The 13,541-nt window shown below is 64.2% G+C and carries 11 protein-coding genes; all 11 read right to left on the bottom strand.

Features of this window, described 5'->3' with window-relative positions; all coding sequences use genetic code 11:
• Nucleotides 1-4: 4 nt before the first annotated feature.
• Nucleotides 5-1,405 (bottom strand): dihydrolipoyl dehydrogenase, encoded by a 1,401-nt coding sequence (gene lpdA / locus JQ635_RS15410; protein ID WP_211410689.1) that lies wholly within the window; start codon nt 1,403-1,405, stop codon nt 5-7.
• A 57-nt stretch (nt 1,406-1,462) separates the two neighbouring features.
• On the bottom strand, nt 1,463-2,224 hold the full coding sequence (locus tag JQ635_RS15405) for an SDR family oxidoreductase (RefSeq protein ID WP_211410688.1): 762 nt from the start codon (nt 2,222-2,224) through the stop codon (nt 1,463-1,465).
• A 52-nt stretch (nt 2,225-2,276) separates the two neighbouring features.
• A complete protein-coding gene (gene odhB / locus JQ635_RS15400; RefSeq protein WP_211410687.1) occupies nt 2,277-3,512 on the bottom strand; it encodes a 2-oxoglutarate dehydrogenase complex dihydrolipoyllysine-residue succinyltransferase in 1,236 nt (411 codons plus the stop codon).
• Between the two features lie 171 nt (nt 3,513-3,683).
• Nucleotides 3,684-6,653 carry a 2-oxoglutarate dehydrogenase E1 component gene (locus JQ635_RS15395; protein ID WP_211410686.1) on the bottom strand — a complete coding sequence of 990 codons (2,970 nt, stop codon included), beginning with the start codon at nt 6,651-6,653 and terminating at the stop codon, nt 3,684-3,686.
• Nucleotides 6,654-6,790: 137 nt separating this feature from the next.
• Nucleotides 6,791-7,675 carry a succinate--CoA ligase subunit alpha gene (gene sucD / locus JQ635_RS15390; protein WP_130362875.1) on the bottom strand — a complete coding sequence of 295 codons (885 nt, stop codon included), beginning with the start codon at nt 7,673-7,675 and terminating at the stop codon, nt 6,791-6,793.
• A 36-nt stretch (nt 7,676-7,711) separates the two neighbouring features.
• Nucleotides 7,712-8,191, bottom strand: a complete 480-nt coding sequence (locus JQ635_RS15385) for a DUF1579 family protein (protein ID WP_211410685.1) — start codon at nt 8,189-8,191, stop codon at nt 7,712-7,714.
• Nucleotides 8,192-8,195: 4 nt separating this feature from the next.
• Nucleotides 8,196-9,392 (bottom strand): ADP-forming succinate--CoA ligase subunit beta, encoded by a 1,197-nt coding sequence (gene sucC, locus JQ635_RS15380; RefSeq protein ID WP_128949094.1) that lies wholly within the window; start codon nt 9,390-9,392, stop codon nt 8,196-8,198.
• Nucleotides 9,393-9,602: 210 nt separating this feature from the next.
• Nucleotides 9,603-10,571, bottom strand: coding sequence for a malate dehydrogenase (gene mdh, locus JQ635_RS15375; RefSeq protein WP_008145224.1), 969 nt, complete (start codon nt 10,569-10,571; stop codon nt 9,603-9,605).
• A gap of 249 nt (nt 10,572-10,820) precedes the next feature.
• Nucleotides 10,821-12,008, bottom strand: coding sequence for a cell division protein ZapE (zapE, locus tag JQ635_RS15370; protein ID WP_211410684.1), 1,188 nt, complete (start codon nt 12,006-12,008; stop codon nt 10,821-10,823).
• 184 nt (nt 12,009-12,192) lie between these two features.
• Nucleotides 12,193-12,729, bottom strand: coding sequence for an RNA 2',3'-cyclic phosphodiesterase (gene thpR / locus JQ635_RS15365; RefSeq protein WP_211410683.1), 537 nt, complete (start codon nt 12,727-12,729; stop codon nt 12,193-12,195).
• A 173-nt stretch (nt 12,730-12,902) separates the two neighbouring features.
• Entirely contained in the window at nt 12,903-13,538 is a 636-nt protein-coding gene (locus JQ635_RS15360) for an arylesterase (protein WP_211410744.1), read from the bottom strand.
• Nucleotides 13,539-13,541 lie beyond the last annotated feature (3 nt).

Below are 13,541 nucleotides of genomic sequence, written 5' to 3'. Positions count from 1 at the left end.
GAGCCTACATATGGATGGCCCGCTTGCCGACTGCAAGCGCGGCTTCCTTGACGGCCTCCGAGCGGGTCGGATGGGCGTGGCAGGTGCGCGCGAGATCTTCCGCACTGCCACCAAATTCCATGAGAACGCAGGCTTCATGGATCATTTCGCCGGCCTCAATGCCGATAATGTGCACGCCGAGCACGCGATCGGTCTTCGCATCTGCGAGAATCTTCACAAAGCCGTCGGTGGTCTGGTTGACCTTGGAGCGGCCGTTAGCGGTAAAGGGAAACTTCCCGACGGTATAAGCTGTGCCCGCCTGCTTCAGCTCCTCCTCGGTCTTGCCGACGGAGGACACTTCCGGCGTGGTATACACGACACCCGGGATCACATCGTAGTTCACGTGGCCGGCCTGGCCGGCGATGATCTCGGCGACCGCAACGCCTTCGTCCTCGGCCTTATGCGCGAGCATCGGGCCGGCGACGACGTCGCCGATGGCATAGACGCCCTTCAGGCTGGTGGCGAAATGCGGATCGATCTGGACGCGGCCGCGCGGGTCGAGTGCAACGCCGGCTTCCTTCAGGCCCAGCCCGTCGGTGTAGGGCGTGCGGCCGATGCAGACCAGAACGACATCGGCCTCGATGGTCTCGGCGGCCCCGCCGGCGGCCGGCTCGATCTTCGCGAGCAACGTCTTGCTGTTCGCTTCGACGCCAGTGACCTTCGAACCCAGCTTGAACGCGAATCCCTGCTTTTCAAGGATGCGCTGGAATTGCTTGGCAATCTCGCCGTCCATGCCGGGCAGGATGCGATCGAGGAATTCGACCACCATGACTTCGGATCCAAGCCGGCGCCACACAGAGCCAAGTTCGAGCCCGATCACGCCGGCACCAATGACCAGCAATCTGCCTGGCACCTTCTCCAGCGACAGCGCGCCGGTCGAGGACACGATGCGCTTCTCGTCGATCTCGATGCCCTTGAGGCGCGCGATGTCGGAGCCGGTGGCGATCACGATGTTCTTGGTCTCGACCACCTGCGACTTGCCGTCGGCGGAGACCTCGACCTTGCCGGTGCCCAAGATCTTGCCGGTGCCCTTGAGCACGTCGATCTTGTTCTTCTTCATCAGGAACTCGACGCCCTTGACGTTACCGTCGATGCCCTGCTGCTTGAAATTCATCATCGCGGGAAGATCGAGCTTCGGCGAGGAGACCGACACGCCCATCTTGGCGAAGGAATGCCCGGCTTCCTCGAACATTTCGGACGCATGCAGCAGCGCCTTCGAGGGCATGCAGCCGACATTGAGGCAGGTGCCGCCGAGCGTTGCGTTCTTTTCGACCACGGCGACTTTCATGCCGAGCTGGCTAGCGCGCACTGCGCAGACATAACCGCCCGGTCCGGTGCCGATGACGACGAGATCGTAGGTAGCCATGAGAGAAAGTCCCGTAGGTTTAGCGTGATGAGGATGTGTCAGCGTCCGCGCGGCGCGTCAGCGTCCGCCGGACACATCGAGAATGGCTGAGGTGACGTAGGAGGCATCGTCCGACAGCAGCCAGACGATGGCGTTGGCGATTTCGTCGGCAGTGCCGACGCGCTTCATCGGCACCATATGGGCCAGACGATGGGCGCGGTCGGGCTCGCCGCCGGCGGCGTGGATTTCGGTGTCGATCAGTCCGGGACGGATCGCGGCGACGCGAATGCCTTCGTTCGCGACTTCATAACCGAGGCCGACGGTGAAGGAATCGACCGCGCCCTTGGACGCGGCATAGTCGACATAGGTGTTGGGCGCGCCGAGACGGGCCGCGACCGAGGACAGGTTGACGATGACGCCGCCCTTGCCGCCATGCTTGGTCGACATCCGCTTCACGGCCTCGCGCGCGCAGAGGATGGAGCCGGTGACGTTGACCGCCATGACGCGCTGGATGCGCTCGGCCGACATCTCGTCGACGCGCACGCCGCTCTTGCCGACAATGCCGCCATTATTGACGAGCGCGCCGAGGGTGCCGAACTTGTCGGCCTCCTTGAACAGGGCGAGGATGTCGCTTTCCTCGGCGACATCGCATTTCACCGCAATGGCCTTGCCGTTGCTGGCCTCGATCGTAGCTACGACTTCGTCGGCCGCGGTCTTGTTGCTGGCATAGCCGACCACGACGCGAAAGCCGCGCGCGGCCGCCGCAATCGCAGTCGCCCGCCCGATGCCGCGGCTGCCGCCGGTGATGACAACGACTTTATCCGTCACGCGCGCCTCCATGGTTCGACATGCGCCGTCGCCAATGGCGACGGCGCTCGCAGAGCATCAGGGATCAGAGATCGAGTACCAACCGCGCCGGATCTTCCAGGCTCTCCTTGACGCGGACCAGGAAGGTCACGGCTTCCTTGCCGTCGATCACGCGGTGATCGTAGGACAGCGCCAGATACATCATCGGGCGGACCTCGATCTTGCCGCCGACGACCATCGGCCGCTCCTGGATCTTGTGCATGCCGAGGATGCCGGACTGCGGCGCATTCAGGATCGGCGTCGACATCAGTGAGCCGTAGATGCCGCCATTGGTGATGGTGAAGGTGCCGCCCTGCATCTCGTCGATCTTGAGCTGGCCGTCACGGGCGCGGCGGCCGAAATCGGCAATGCCCTTCTCGATGTCGGAGATCGACTTGTGGTCGCAGTCGCGCACCACGGGCACGACGAGGCCCTTGTCGGTGCCGACGGCGACGCCGATGTGATAGTAGTTCTTGTAGATCAGGTCGCTGCCGTCGATCTCGGCGTTGACCGCCGGGATGTCCTTCAGCGCCTGCACGACGGCCTTGGTGAAGAAGCCCATGAAGCCGAGCTTGGCGCCGTGCTTCTTCTCGAATGCATCCTTGTAGTGGGCGCGCAGCGCCATGACGTTGGTCATGTCGACCTCGTTGAAGGTCGTGAGCATGGCCGCGGTGTTCTGCACGTCCTTGAGGCGGCGTGCGATGGTCTGGCGCAGGCGGGTCATCTTGACGCGCTCTTCGCGGGCGGCGTCATCGGCCGGCGACGGCGCGCGGACCTGAACGGCGGCAGCGGGCTGGTTGACCGGGGTCGGCGCGGAGGCGGCACGCTCGATCGCGGCGAGCATGTCGCCCTTGGTGACGCGGCCGTCCTTGCCGGAGCCCGGAACGGTCGAAGCGTCGATGCCGGTCTCGGCCGACAGCTTGCGCACGGACGGAGCCAGCGGCGCATCGGCCGGCGGCGCCTTCGCGGCAGCAGGAGCAGCGGCGGCGGGTGCCGGAGCAGCAGCGGCAGCCTTGGCAGGCGCAGCGGCGGGCTTGGCAGCACCGGCACCGTCGGTGATCTGGCCGAGCAGCGCGCCCACAGCAACGGTCGCGCCATCGGCGGCGATGATCTCGCTCAGCGTGCCCGCGGAGGGCGCGGGGACCTCGATGGTGACCTTGTCGGTCTCAAGCTCCACCAAGGGCTCGTCGACGGCGACGGGATCGCCGGCCTTCTTGAACCAGCGGCCGATGGTGGCCTCGGTGACGGATTCGCCGAGCGTCGGCACACGAATTTCAGTCATGGTCTCTTCCTTAAGGGATCGCCAGTAGCGGTCATGAATTCAGGTGTCATCGGCCGGCGAAAAGCAGGCCATCCAGCAAGCCGGGACGTTCGCATTCACGTCACGGCTACTGGATGCCCCGCTCCGGTGCGCAATGGCGCACAAGGCGGGGCATGACGCAGTTCAAAAAGATCAGCTCAGTGCTTCGTCCAGGAACGCCTTCAACTGAGCCTGATGCTTGGACATCAGACCCGTGGCGGTCGCGGCGGAAGCGGCGCGGCCGACATAACGCGGACGCCGGCTCACACCGTTCACCTGGTTCAGCACCCATTCCAGATAGGGCTCGATGAAGTGCCAGGCACCCATGTTGCGGGGCTCTTCCTGGCACCACACCATTTCGGCCTTCTTGAAGCGCGACAGCTCGGTCACGAGCGCCTTCAGCGGCACCGGATAGAGCTGCTCGACGCGCATCAGGTAGATGTCGTCGATGCCGCGCTTCTCGCGCTCCTCGTAGAGGTCGTAATAGACCTTGCCGGAGCACAGCACGATGCGGCGGATCTTCTCGTCCGGAACGAGCTTGATGGCTTCGTTCGGCAGCATCTGGGCGTCATCATAGAGGATGCGGTGGAAGGTCGTTCCCTTCGCGAGCTCCTCGAGACGCGACACCGCCCGCTTGTGGCGCAGCAGCGACTTCGGCGTCATCATGATCAGCGGCTTGCGGATCTCGCGATGCAGCTGCCGGCGCAGCGCGTGGAAGTAGTTCGCCGGCGTGGTCGGATAGACCACCTGCATGTTGTCTTCCGCGCTCATCTGCAAGTAACGCTCGAGGCGCGCCGAGGAGTGCTCCGGTCCCTGGCCCTCATAGCCATGCGGCAGCAGGCAGACGAGGCCGGACATGCGCAGCCATTTGCGCTCACCCGAGGAGATGAACTGGTCGAACACGACCTGTGCACCGTTGGCGAAGTCGCCGAACTGGGCTTCCCACAAGGTCAGCGTGTTCGGCTCGGCGAGCGAATAGCCGTATTCGAAGCCGAGCACCGCTTCTTCCGACAGCAGCGAGTTGATGACCTCGTAATGGCCCTGCTCGTGACCGAGATGGTTGAACGGCGTGTAGCGGCTCTCGTCTTCCTGGTCGATCAGGACCGAATGGCGCTGCGAGAAGGTGCCGCGCTCCGAATCCTGTCCGGACAGGCGGACGTGGTGGTTTTCGTTGAGCAGCGAGCAGAACGCCAGCGCCTCGCCGGTCGCCCAGTCGATGCCGGCGCCGGTGTCGATCGCCTTCGAGCGGTTATCGAGGAAACGCTGGATGGTGCGGTGAACGCGGAAGCCGTCCGGCACCTTGGTGATCTTGCGGCCGATATCCTTCAGCGTGGCGATGTCGACGCCGGTGACGCCGCGGCGTGCATCCTCTTCCTGGTCGGCGATCTTGAAGCCGGACCACTTGCCGTCGAGCCAGTCGGCCTTGTTCGGCTTGTAGGAGGTGCCGGCCTCGAACTCGGCATCGAGCCGCGAGCGCCAGTCGGCCTTCATCTTGTCGACCTCACCCTCGGTGACCACGCCCTCGGCGATCAGGCGCTTAGAGTAAAGAGTGAGGGTCGAGGGATGGGCCGCGATCCGCTTGTACATCACGGGCTGGGTGAACGCGGGCTCATCGCCCTCGTTGTGGCCGTAACGGCGATAGCACCACATGTCGATCACGACCGGCTTGTGGAACTTCTGCCGGAACTCGGTCGCGACCTTGGCCGCGAACACCACGGCTTCCGGATCGTCACCGTTCACGTGGAAGATCGGCGCGTCGATCATCTTCGCCACATCCGACGGGTAAGGCGAAGAACGAGAATAACGCGGATAGGTGGTGAAGCCGATCTGGTTGTTGACGATGAAGTGCACGGAGCCGCCGGTGCGGTAGCCCTTCAGGTCCGACAGGCCGAAGCACTCCGCCACCACGCCCTGGCCGGCGAACGCGGCATCGCCGTGCATCAGGAGCGGCATGACGGAGATGCGCATGTCCGGCGGATCGCCGTGCTGGTCCTGCTTGGCGCGGACCTTGCCGAGCACCACGGGATCGACGATCTCGAGATGCGAGGGGTTGGCCGTGAGCGACAGATGGATGCGGTTGCCGTCGAACTCGCGGTCCGAGGAGGCGCCGAGGTGGTACTTGACGTCGCCCGAGCCTTCGACCGCGTCGGGGTTGGCCGAGCCGCCCTTGAACTCGTGGAACAGCGCGCGATGGGCCTTGCCCAACACCTGGGTCAGCACGTTGAGGCGGCCGCGATGCGGCATGCCGAGCACGATTTCCTTCACGCCGAGATTGCCGCCGCGCTTGATGATCTGCTCGAGCGCGGGGATCAGCGCTTCACCGCCGTCGAGGCCAAAGCGCTTGGTGCCAGTGAACTTGGTGTCGCAGAACTTTTCGAAACCTTCGGCTTCGACCAGCTTCGTCAGGATGGCTCTGCGACCTTCAGGCGTGAACGAGATCTCCTTATCGGGTCCCTCGATACGCTCCTGGATCCAGGCCTTCTGCGCGGCATTGCTGATATGCATGAACTCGACGCCGAGCGTCTGGCAGTAGGTGCGCTCGCAGATCGCGGTGATCTCGCGCAAGCTGCCGTATTCGAGGCCGAGCACGTGATCGAGGAAGATCTTGCGGTCGAAATCGGCTTCGCTGAAGCCATAGGTGCGCGGGTCGAGCTCTTCGCGGTTGCGCTGGGCCTCGATGCCGAGCGGATCGAGCTTGGCGTGGAAGTGGCCGCGCATGCGGTAGGAGCGGATCAGCATCAGCGCGCGGACCGAGTCGCGCGTGGCCTGAAGCACGCCGGCGGAGGAGATGTCCGCGCCCTTGTCGCCTCCCTTGGCCTGCGCCCTGGCGGCGATCTTGGCACCGACCGCCTTCTCGACTTCGGCCCAGTTGCCGTCGAGGGCCGAGGTCAGATCATCCTTCGGCGTCAGCGGCCAGTTGTCCCGCTCCCAGGACGGGCCTTCCGCGTTCTTCCGGACGTCGGCGGGCTGGTCGTTGAGGCTCTTGAAGAACTCCTGCCACTCGGCGTCGACCGAGGACGGGTCCTTCTCGTAGCGGGCGTAGATTTCGTCGATGTAGGTGGCGTTGGTGCCCTGCAAAAAGGATGACAGGGCAAAGGCTGCGTTCGCGTCCTGGCGAGACATACTTGAGTTCCTGGCGATTTCGGTTCGCGCATAACAAACGGCGCTGGCGCCGAGCTCCCCGGCAGAGGCTCGGCGCGACAGGCACCCTTTACCCTATTTGCTGCGAAACTTCGCCCGGAAAAGTACGAAGAAGTGAATTAGCCTTTCAACTTTTCGGCAAGCGTATGGCCGAGGCGGGCGGGCGACGGGGACACTGTAATCCCTGCCGATTTCATCGCCTCGGTCTTGGAACCGGCGTCGCCCTTGCCGCCCGAAATGATCGCGCCGGCATGGCCCATGCGGCGGCCGGGAGGGGCGGTGACGCCGGCGATGAAGCCGACCATCGGCTTCTTGCGGCCGCGCTTGGCCTCGTCCTTGAGGAACTGGGCGGCGTCCTCCTCGGCGGAACCGCCGATCTCGCCGATCATGATGATCGACTCGGTCTTGGGGTCGGCGAGCAGCATCTCCAGCACGTCGATGAACTCGGTGCCCTTGACCGGGTCGCCGCCGATGCCGACCGCGGTGGTCTGGCCGAGGCCTTCCTGGGAGGTCTGGAACACGGCTTCATAGGTCAGCGTGCCCGAGCGGGAGACGATGCCGACCGAACCGGTCTTGAAGATGTTGGCGGGCATGATGCCGATCTTGCACTCGCCGGCGGTCATGACGCCCGGGCAGTTCGGCCCGATCAGGCGCGACTTGGAAGCCGCGAGCGAGCGCTTCACCCGGACCATGTCGATGACCGGAATGCCCTCGGTGATGCAGACGATCAGCGGGATCTCGGCGTCGATGGCCTCGCAGATCGCATCCGCCGCGCCCGGCGGCGGCACGTAGATCACCGACGCATCGGCGCCGGTCTTCTCACGCGCCTCGCGCACGGTGTCGAACACCGGCAGGTTCAGATGCGTCGAGCCGCCTTTGCCCGGCGAGGTGCCGCCGACCATCTTGGTGCCGTAGGCGATCGCGGCCTCGGAATGGAAGGTGCCGTTCTTGCCGGTGAAGCCCTGGCAGATGACCTTGGTATTCTTGTCGATCAGGATGGACATGAGGTCTGCTTTCGCGAAACTAACAGAGTGAAGGGGTCAGTGGATGCGGCGGTAGACGCCGGTGAGGACGTCAGCCCAGCCTTCCGCGTCCGGCGAGAACTGGATCTTCAACGAGTAGGAATCCTCATTGATGATCTCGTAGACGTGGCGCGCATTGCCGCGGAGCGAGCCGCGCACCAGCGTCAGGGTGTTGCCGACCCACCCGCCGGAGGCGGGCGAGGGCGGCGTGTAACCGAGCGAGTCGTACCAGAACAATTTGTAGGTCCGGTCGTCGCGATCGAAGGTGAAGATGCCGTGGGTGGCAAAGCTCTGCTTGCCGTCGCGCATCTGGATCGCATCCTGGATCAGATAGAATCCATTCAGGTCCATGCGCGCGACGACGTGAGAGGTGGCCGGCCCGCCCGCGTTCCAGCGCGACGGGAAGACCATCTCCTCACCATCCCATTCGCCGGCGAACGCGGCGAGGCGCGTGTGCTCGGGGAGCGGAGATGATGCAGCGAGATGGTCCTGGGTCATGGCCTTAGCCTCCCTTGACGGCCTTCACGATCTTCTGCGCGGCGTCGTCGAGATTGTCGGCCGGCACCACGTTCAGTCCGGATTCACGGATGATCTTCTTGCCGAGCTCGACATTGGTGCCTTCGAGGCGGACCACCAACGGCACGCTGAGGCCGACTTCGCGCACGGCGGCGGTGACGCCCTCGGCGATCACGTCGCACTTCATGATGCCGCCGAAGATGTTGACCAGGATGCCCTTCACATTGGGATCGGCGGTGATGATCTTGAACGCGGCCGCGACCTTCTCCTTGCTGGCGCTGCCGCCGACGTCGAGGAAGTTCGCCGGCGCCATGCCGTAGAGCTTGATGATGTCCATCGTCGCCATGGCGAGACCGGCGCCGTTGACCATGCAGCCGATGTTGCCGTCGAGCGTGACGTAGTTGAGGTCGTACTTGGACGCCTCGATCTCCTTGGCGTCTTCCTCGGTCTCGTCGCGTAGCGCGAGCACTTCGGGATGACGGAACAGCGCGTTGTCGTCGAACGACACCTTGGCATCGAGCACGCGGAGCTGACCCTGCTTGGTCACGACCAGCGGGTTGATCTCCAGCATCGACATGTCCTTGGCGACGAACGCCGCATAGAGCTGCGCGGTGAGCTTCTCGGCCTGCTTGGCGAGATCACCGGAGAGCTTCAGCGCGTTCGCAACCGTGCGGCCGTGGTGGCCCATGATGCCGGTGGCGGGATCGACCGAGAAGGTCACGATCTTCTCGGGGGTGTTGTGCGCGACGTCCTCGATGTTGACGCCGCCCTCGGTCGAGACGACGAAGGAGACGCGCGAGGTCTCGCGGTCGACCAGGATCGAGAGGTAGAATTCCTTGTCGATGTCCGAGCCGTCCTCGATGTAGAGGCGGTTGACCTGCTTGCCGGCAGGTCCCGTCTGCACGGTCACCAGGGTTGCGCCCAGCATCTGCTTGGCGAATTCGGAGACTTCCGCTGCCGACTTGGCGATGCGGACGCCGCCCTTGTCGCCGGCCGAGGCTTCCTTGAACTTGCCCTTGCCGCGGCCGCCGGCATGGATCTGGCTCTTCACCACATAGACCGGACCGGGCAGCGCCTTGGCGGCGGCTTCCGCGTCTGCGGCTTTAAGGACCGGGACGCCCTTGGAGATCGGCACGCCGAACTCACCCAGCAGCGCTTTGGCCTGATATTCATGGATATTCATATGGTCGCTCCCTGAACCCGCGGGCGGTGACCTCTTGGGCCCACCTCAGTCTTGTGGCTGGCATACCATATACCACAGGAACTGCAACCCGGATTCTTTGACTTCGAAGATCTGGACGGCTGGACCGGAACCCGCCCCGGTCAAGCCGGTCCCGGAAGTGAAACCGCCGAAGACCGGTTTTTCGATCTTCGGCGGGGTATTGTTTGCGCCTTAGCGGCCGAGAAGATCGGGTGCGATCTTCTTGCAGGCGTCGACCAGGCCCTGCACGGCGCCGACCGACTTGTCGAAGGCTTCGCGGTCCTTGCCGGCGAGCTCGATCTCGACGACGCGCTCGACGCCCTTGGAGCCGATCACGACGGGCACGCCGACATACATGTCCTTCACGCCGTATTCGCCGTTCAGGTACGCAGCCGAGGGCAGCACGCGCTTCTTGTCACGCAGATAGCTCTCGGCCATCGCGATCGCGGACGCGGCCGGGGCGTAGAAAGCCGAGCCGGTCTTGAGCAAATTGACGATCTCGGCGCCGCCATTGCGGGTGCGGTCGACGATCTCGTCGAGGCGCGCCTGCGAGGTCCAGCCCATCTTGACGAGATCGGGCAGCGGGATGCCGGCAACGGTGGAGTACTTCACCAGCGGCACCATGGTGTCGCCGTGGCCGCCGAGCACGAAGGCGGTGACGTCTTCAACGGAGACATTAAATTCGTCGGCCAGGAAGTAGCGGAAGCGCGCGGAGTCGAGCACGCCGGCCATACCGACGACCTTCTTGTGCGGCAGGCCCGAAGCCTTCTGCAGCGCCCAGACCATCGCGTCGAGCGGGTTGGTGATGCAGATGACGAAGGCGTCGGGGGCGTACTTCTTGATGCCGGCACCGACCTGCTCCATGACCTTGAGGTTGATGGAGAGGAGGTCGTCGCGGCTCATGCCGGGCTTGCGCGGCACGCCGGCGGTGACGATGCAGACCTTGGCGTTGTCGAGCGCTTCGTAGGAGTTGGCGCCGGTGTAGTGGGCGTCAAAACCGTCGACCGGCGAGGACTGCGCGATGTCGAGCGCCTTGCCCTGCGGCACGCCCTCGGCGATGTCGAACATCACGACGTCGCCCAGTTCTTTCAGGCCGATGAGGTGAGCCAGCGTTCCGCCGATCTGACCGGAGCCAATCAAAGCAATCTTGTCGCGCGCCATGTGAACCTGTCCTTTAGACACGTGAGGAGGGAAAACTGATGGGTGGTTATCCCTTTCGCTTCCCGCGTTCAAGTCGGCGGATGCCCAATTGTCGGGCTTGCCGTGATTCCGGCCAGCAAACCCTGAAGCCGTCATTCCGGGGCGCCTGCGCAAGGCGCGGGCGAACCCGGAATCTCGAAATCGTCGCGCGAGATTCCGGGCTCGCGACTTTCGTCGCGCCCCGCAAATGACAGCGCTGGCAAATAGGACTTAAGTCTCCACCAGACCCTTGGTGGAACCGCTGGCGGTGGAATCCTTGCGGCCGTGAGGCAGCGCCAGATAGGATTCCGAGCTCATTTCGATCAGGCGCGAGGCCGTCCGCTTGAACTCCATGGCCTCGGTGCCCTCGGTTGCGAGGTAGAGCGAGATCGGGTTGGCGTCGGCCGAGGCCATCAGCTTCACGGCATTGTCATAGAGCGTATCGATCAGCGTGATGAAGCGCTTGGCGGCGTTGCGCTGGGAGAAGTCCATCACTGGAATATGGTCGACCAGGATGGTGTGGTAGTCGTGCGCCAGCCTGAGGTAGTCGGATGCACCGAGCGGCTTCTCGCAGAGATCGGCGAACGAGAACCGCGCCACGCCGTGGGCCGAGCACGGCACGTGCAGGATGCGGCCCTTGATCGAGATATCGCGCGACCTGCATTTGGCCCCGCCCGACATTCGCAACCAGGCGCGGTCGAGCGCGGCATCCGCATCACCGTCGGCCGGCGTCAGCCACATCGGCACGCCTTGCAGCTTCTCCAGCCGGAAGTCGGTGCGCGCATCGAGCCGCGCGACGTCCATGTGGTCGGTGATCTGCTTGATGAAGGGCAGGAACAGCGAGCGGTTCAGGCCGCCCTTGTAGAGATCGTCGGGTGCGACGTTGGAGGTCGCGACCACGACGGTGCCGAGCTCGAACAATTTCGCGAACAGGCGTCCCAGGATCATCGCATCCGCGATGTCGGTGACGTGGAATTCGTCGAAGCAGAGCAGCCAGCTCTCCTCGAAGATCGCAGTCGCCGTCAGCGCGATGACATCGCCGTCGGCGATCTCGCCGCGCGCGATGCTCTGGCGATAGTCGTAGATGCGCTCATGCACATCCGCCATGAATTCGTGGAAATGTGCGCGGCGCTTGTGCTCGACGCTCGACTGCTGGAAGAACAGATCCATCAGCATGGTCTTACCGCGGCCGACCTCGCCATGGATGTAGAGCCCGTGCGGCGCATCGTCCTTGTCGTTGCTGCTGAACAGGCGGCTGAGCAGCCCCTGCTTGCGCGCGGGCTTGTAACTTGCGAGCCGCTGGTCGAGCGCCGCATAGGCCTCGGCGACCTCGGCCTGCGCAGCATCCGGCTCGATCGCGCCTGATGCGATCTCGGCCTGGTATGCCTCGCGAAATGAGGAATTGGGGGTGGAGAGCATGGCCCTTTACCGCCAGAGATGGGCGGAAATTGCAAGCCGTGAAATGAGGTCAGAGCTATGCGCTTTCGTGTCCTGGATGCGCTGCTGCGCTCATGCGCTGCTGCGCAGAGCCGGGACCCACTATTTCGTACATCGATCGCGGAACGCTGGGCCCCGGCTCTGCGGCCGGGGCACGAGAGCTGCGCTACTCACACAGCTCGTAGGCGTCCTCGACGATGTACGGCCCGCCACCCGTCGATGCTCGCGAGGAGAACAGCACGAAGCGCTCGGCCATGAAGGCCTTGCTCGGGAAGTAGCCGCGCAGCGAGAGATAGTCGGCGACGTCGCGGTCGGAGGCGTCGTGCAGCCGGGCCAGCGTGACGTGCGGGATGAACTTGCGCCCCTCCGGATCGAGACCGATCCGCTGCATCATGCGCTCGAGCTCGGCCTGCAATTCCATCAGCGGCTTGCTCGGCGCGATCGTTGCGACCACCGCGCGCGGCTTGCGGCCGCCGAAGCTGGTCAGCCCCTGCACCTTCACCTCGAACGGCTTGCGGTCGACGCGAAACAGCATCGAGGCGATCTCGTTGGCGGAGACGCCGTCGATATCGCCGATGAAGCGCAGGGTGACGTGATAATTTTCGGGATCGATCCACCGGGCGCCGGGAAGGCCGCCCCTAAGATTGGAAAGCGACTGGCCGATCTCGGCCGGAATTTCCAGACCAGTGAACAAACGCGGCATCGTTTCGCACTCCCGATGCTCGGGTACAGCCCTCGAACCAGGACCATATCCGAATTAGAGCCGGCGACGAATCACCGGTACCCTGATTCCTATCGCAGTTGTGTGACTCTGCGAAGCATCGCGCGCCTCACCCCCGTAAAACCCTGGGAATTAGGGTTAGCACTGCCTGCTTTTCAACGCCGTTGCTCGGTTATCGTACCAAGGAATGCCTCCACCGTGGGCATGATGTTGCCGACGATGATGTCGACGCCCGCCGCGGTCGGATGGATGCCGTCGGCCTGGTTGAGCTTGGCGTCGGCCGCAACGCCCTCGAGGAAGAACGGATAGAGCGGCACGCCGAATTGTTTGGCCAGATCCGGATAAATCGAATTGAAGCGTGCCGCGTAGTCGGCGCCGTAATTCGGCGGCGCCAGCATACCGCACAGCATGACTGGAATCTTCCGCGCCTTGAGCCGCTGCACGATGTCGGTGAGCGCCGTGCGCGTCAAGGCGGGGTCGATGCCGCGCAGCGCGTCGTTGGCGCCGAGTTCGATGATCACGCCCTCGGTTCCTTCGGGGACCGACCAGTCGAGCCGGTCGCGGCCGCCGGAGGTGGTATCGCCGGACACCCCGGCATTGGTCATGTCGACCGCTATACCTTTGGCCTGCAAGGCTTTTTGGAGTTTTTGGGGAAACGCCTCCTGGGCCGGGAGGCCAAGGCCGGCGCTCAGGGAATCGCCGAGGACGACAAGCTTGACCGGCTTTGTCGCGTCCGCCCAAGCCGGGTTCGCAATTGTCATGAAGGCGAGCATCAACACGGCTATGTGCATGAA

Origin of the sequence: Bradyrhizobium iriomotense (genome assembly GCF_018130765.1) — a bacterium.
GTDB classification, from domain to species: Bacteria; Pseudomonadota; Alphaproteobacteria; order Rhizobiales; family Xanthobacteraceae; genus Bradyrhizobium; species Bradyrhizobium iriomotense_A.
The sequence above is the reverse complement of the archived record's forward strand: the minus strand, read 5'-3'. Positions and strand labels throughout refer to the sequence as shown.

What these genes read in the sequence shown, in the direction of transcription:
- zapE (WP_211410684.1), bottom strand. Translation starts at nt 12,008, where the DNA reads ATGCTCTCCACCCCCAATTCCTCATTTCGCGAGGCATACCAGGCCGAG.
- odhB (WP_211410687.1), bottom strand. Translation starts at nt 3,512, where the DNA reads ATGACTGAAATTCGTGTGCCGACGCTCGGCGAATCCGTCACCGAGGCC.
- lpdA (WP_211410689.1), bottom strand. Translation starts at nt 1,405, where the DNA reads ATGGCTACCTACGATCTCGTCGTCATCGGCACCGGACCGGGCGGTTAT.
- JQ635_RS15360 (WP_211410744.1), bottom strand. Translation starts at nt 13,538, where the DNA reads ATGCACATAGCCGTGTTGATGCTCGCCTTCATGACAATTGCGAACCCG.
- JQ635_RS15395 (WP_211410686.1), bottom strand. Translation starts at nt 6,653, where the DNA reads ATGTCTCGCCAGGACGCGAACGCAGCCTTTGCCCTGTCATCCTTTTTG.
- JQ635_RS15385 (WP_211410685.1), bottom strand. Translation starts at nt 8,191, where the DNA reads ATGACCCAGGACCATCTCGCTGCATCATCTCCGCTCCCCGAGCACACG.
- sucD (WP_130362875.1), bottom strand. Translation starts at nt 7,675, where the DNA reads ATGTCCATCCTGATCGACAAGAATACCAAGGTCATCTGCCAGGGCTTC.
- thpR (WP_211410683.1), bottom strand. Translation starts at nt 12,729, where the DNA reads ATGCCGCGTTTGTTCACTGGTCTGGAAATTCCGGCCGAGATCGGCCAG.
- mdh (WP_008145224.1), bottom strand. Translation starts at nt 10,571, where the DNA reads ATGGCGCGCGACAAGATTGCTTTGATTGGCTCCGGTCAGATCGGCGGA.
- JQ635_RS15405 (WP_211410688.1), bottom strand. Translation starts at nt 2,224, where the DNA reads ATGGAGGCGCGCGTGACGGATAAAGTCGTTGTCATCACCGGCGGCAGC.
- sucC (WP_128949094.1), bottom strand. Translation starts at nt 9,392, where the DNA reads ATGAATATCCATGAATATCAGGCCAAAGCGCTGCTGGGTGAGTTCGGC.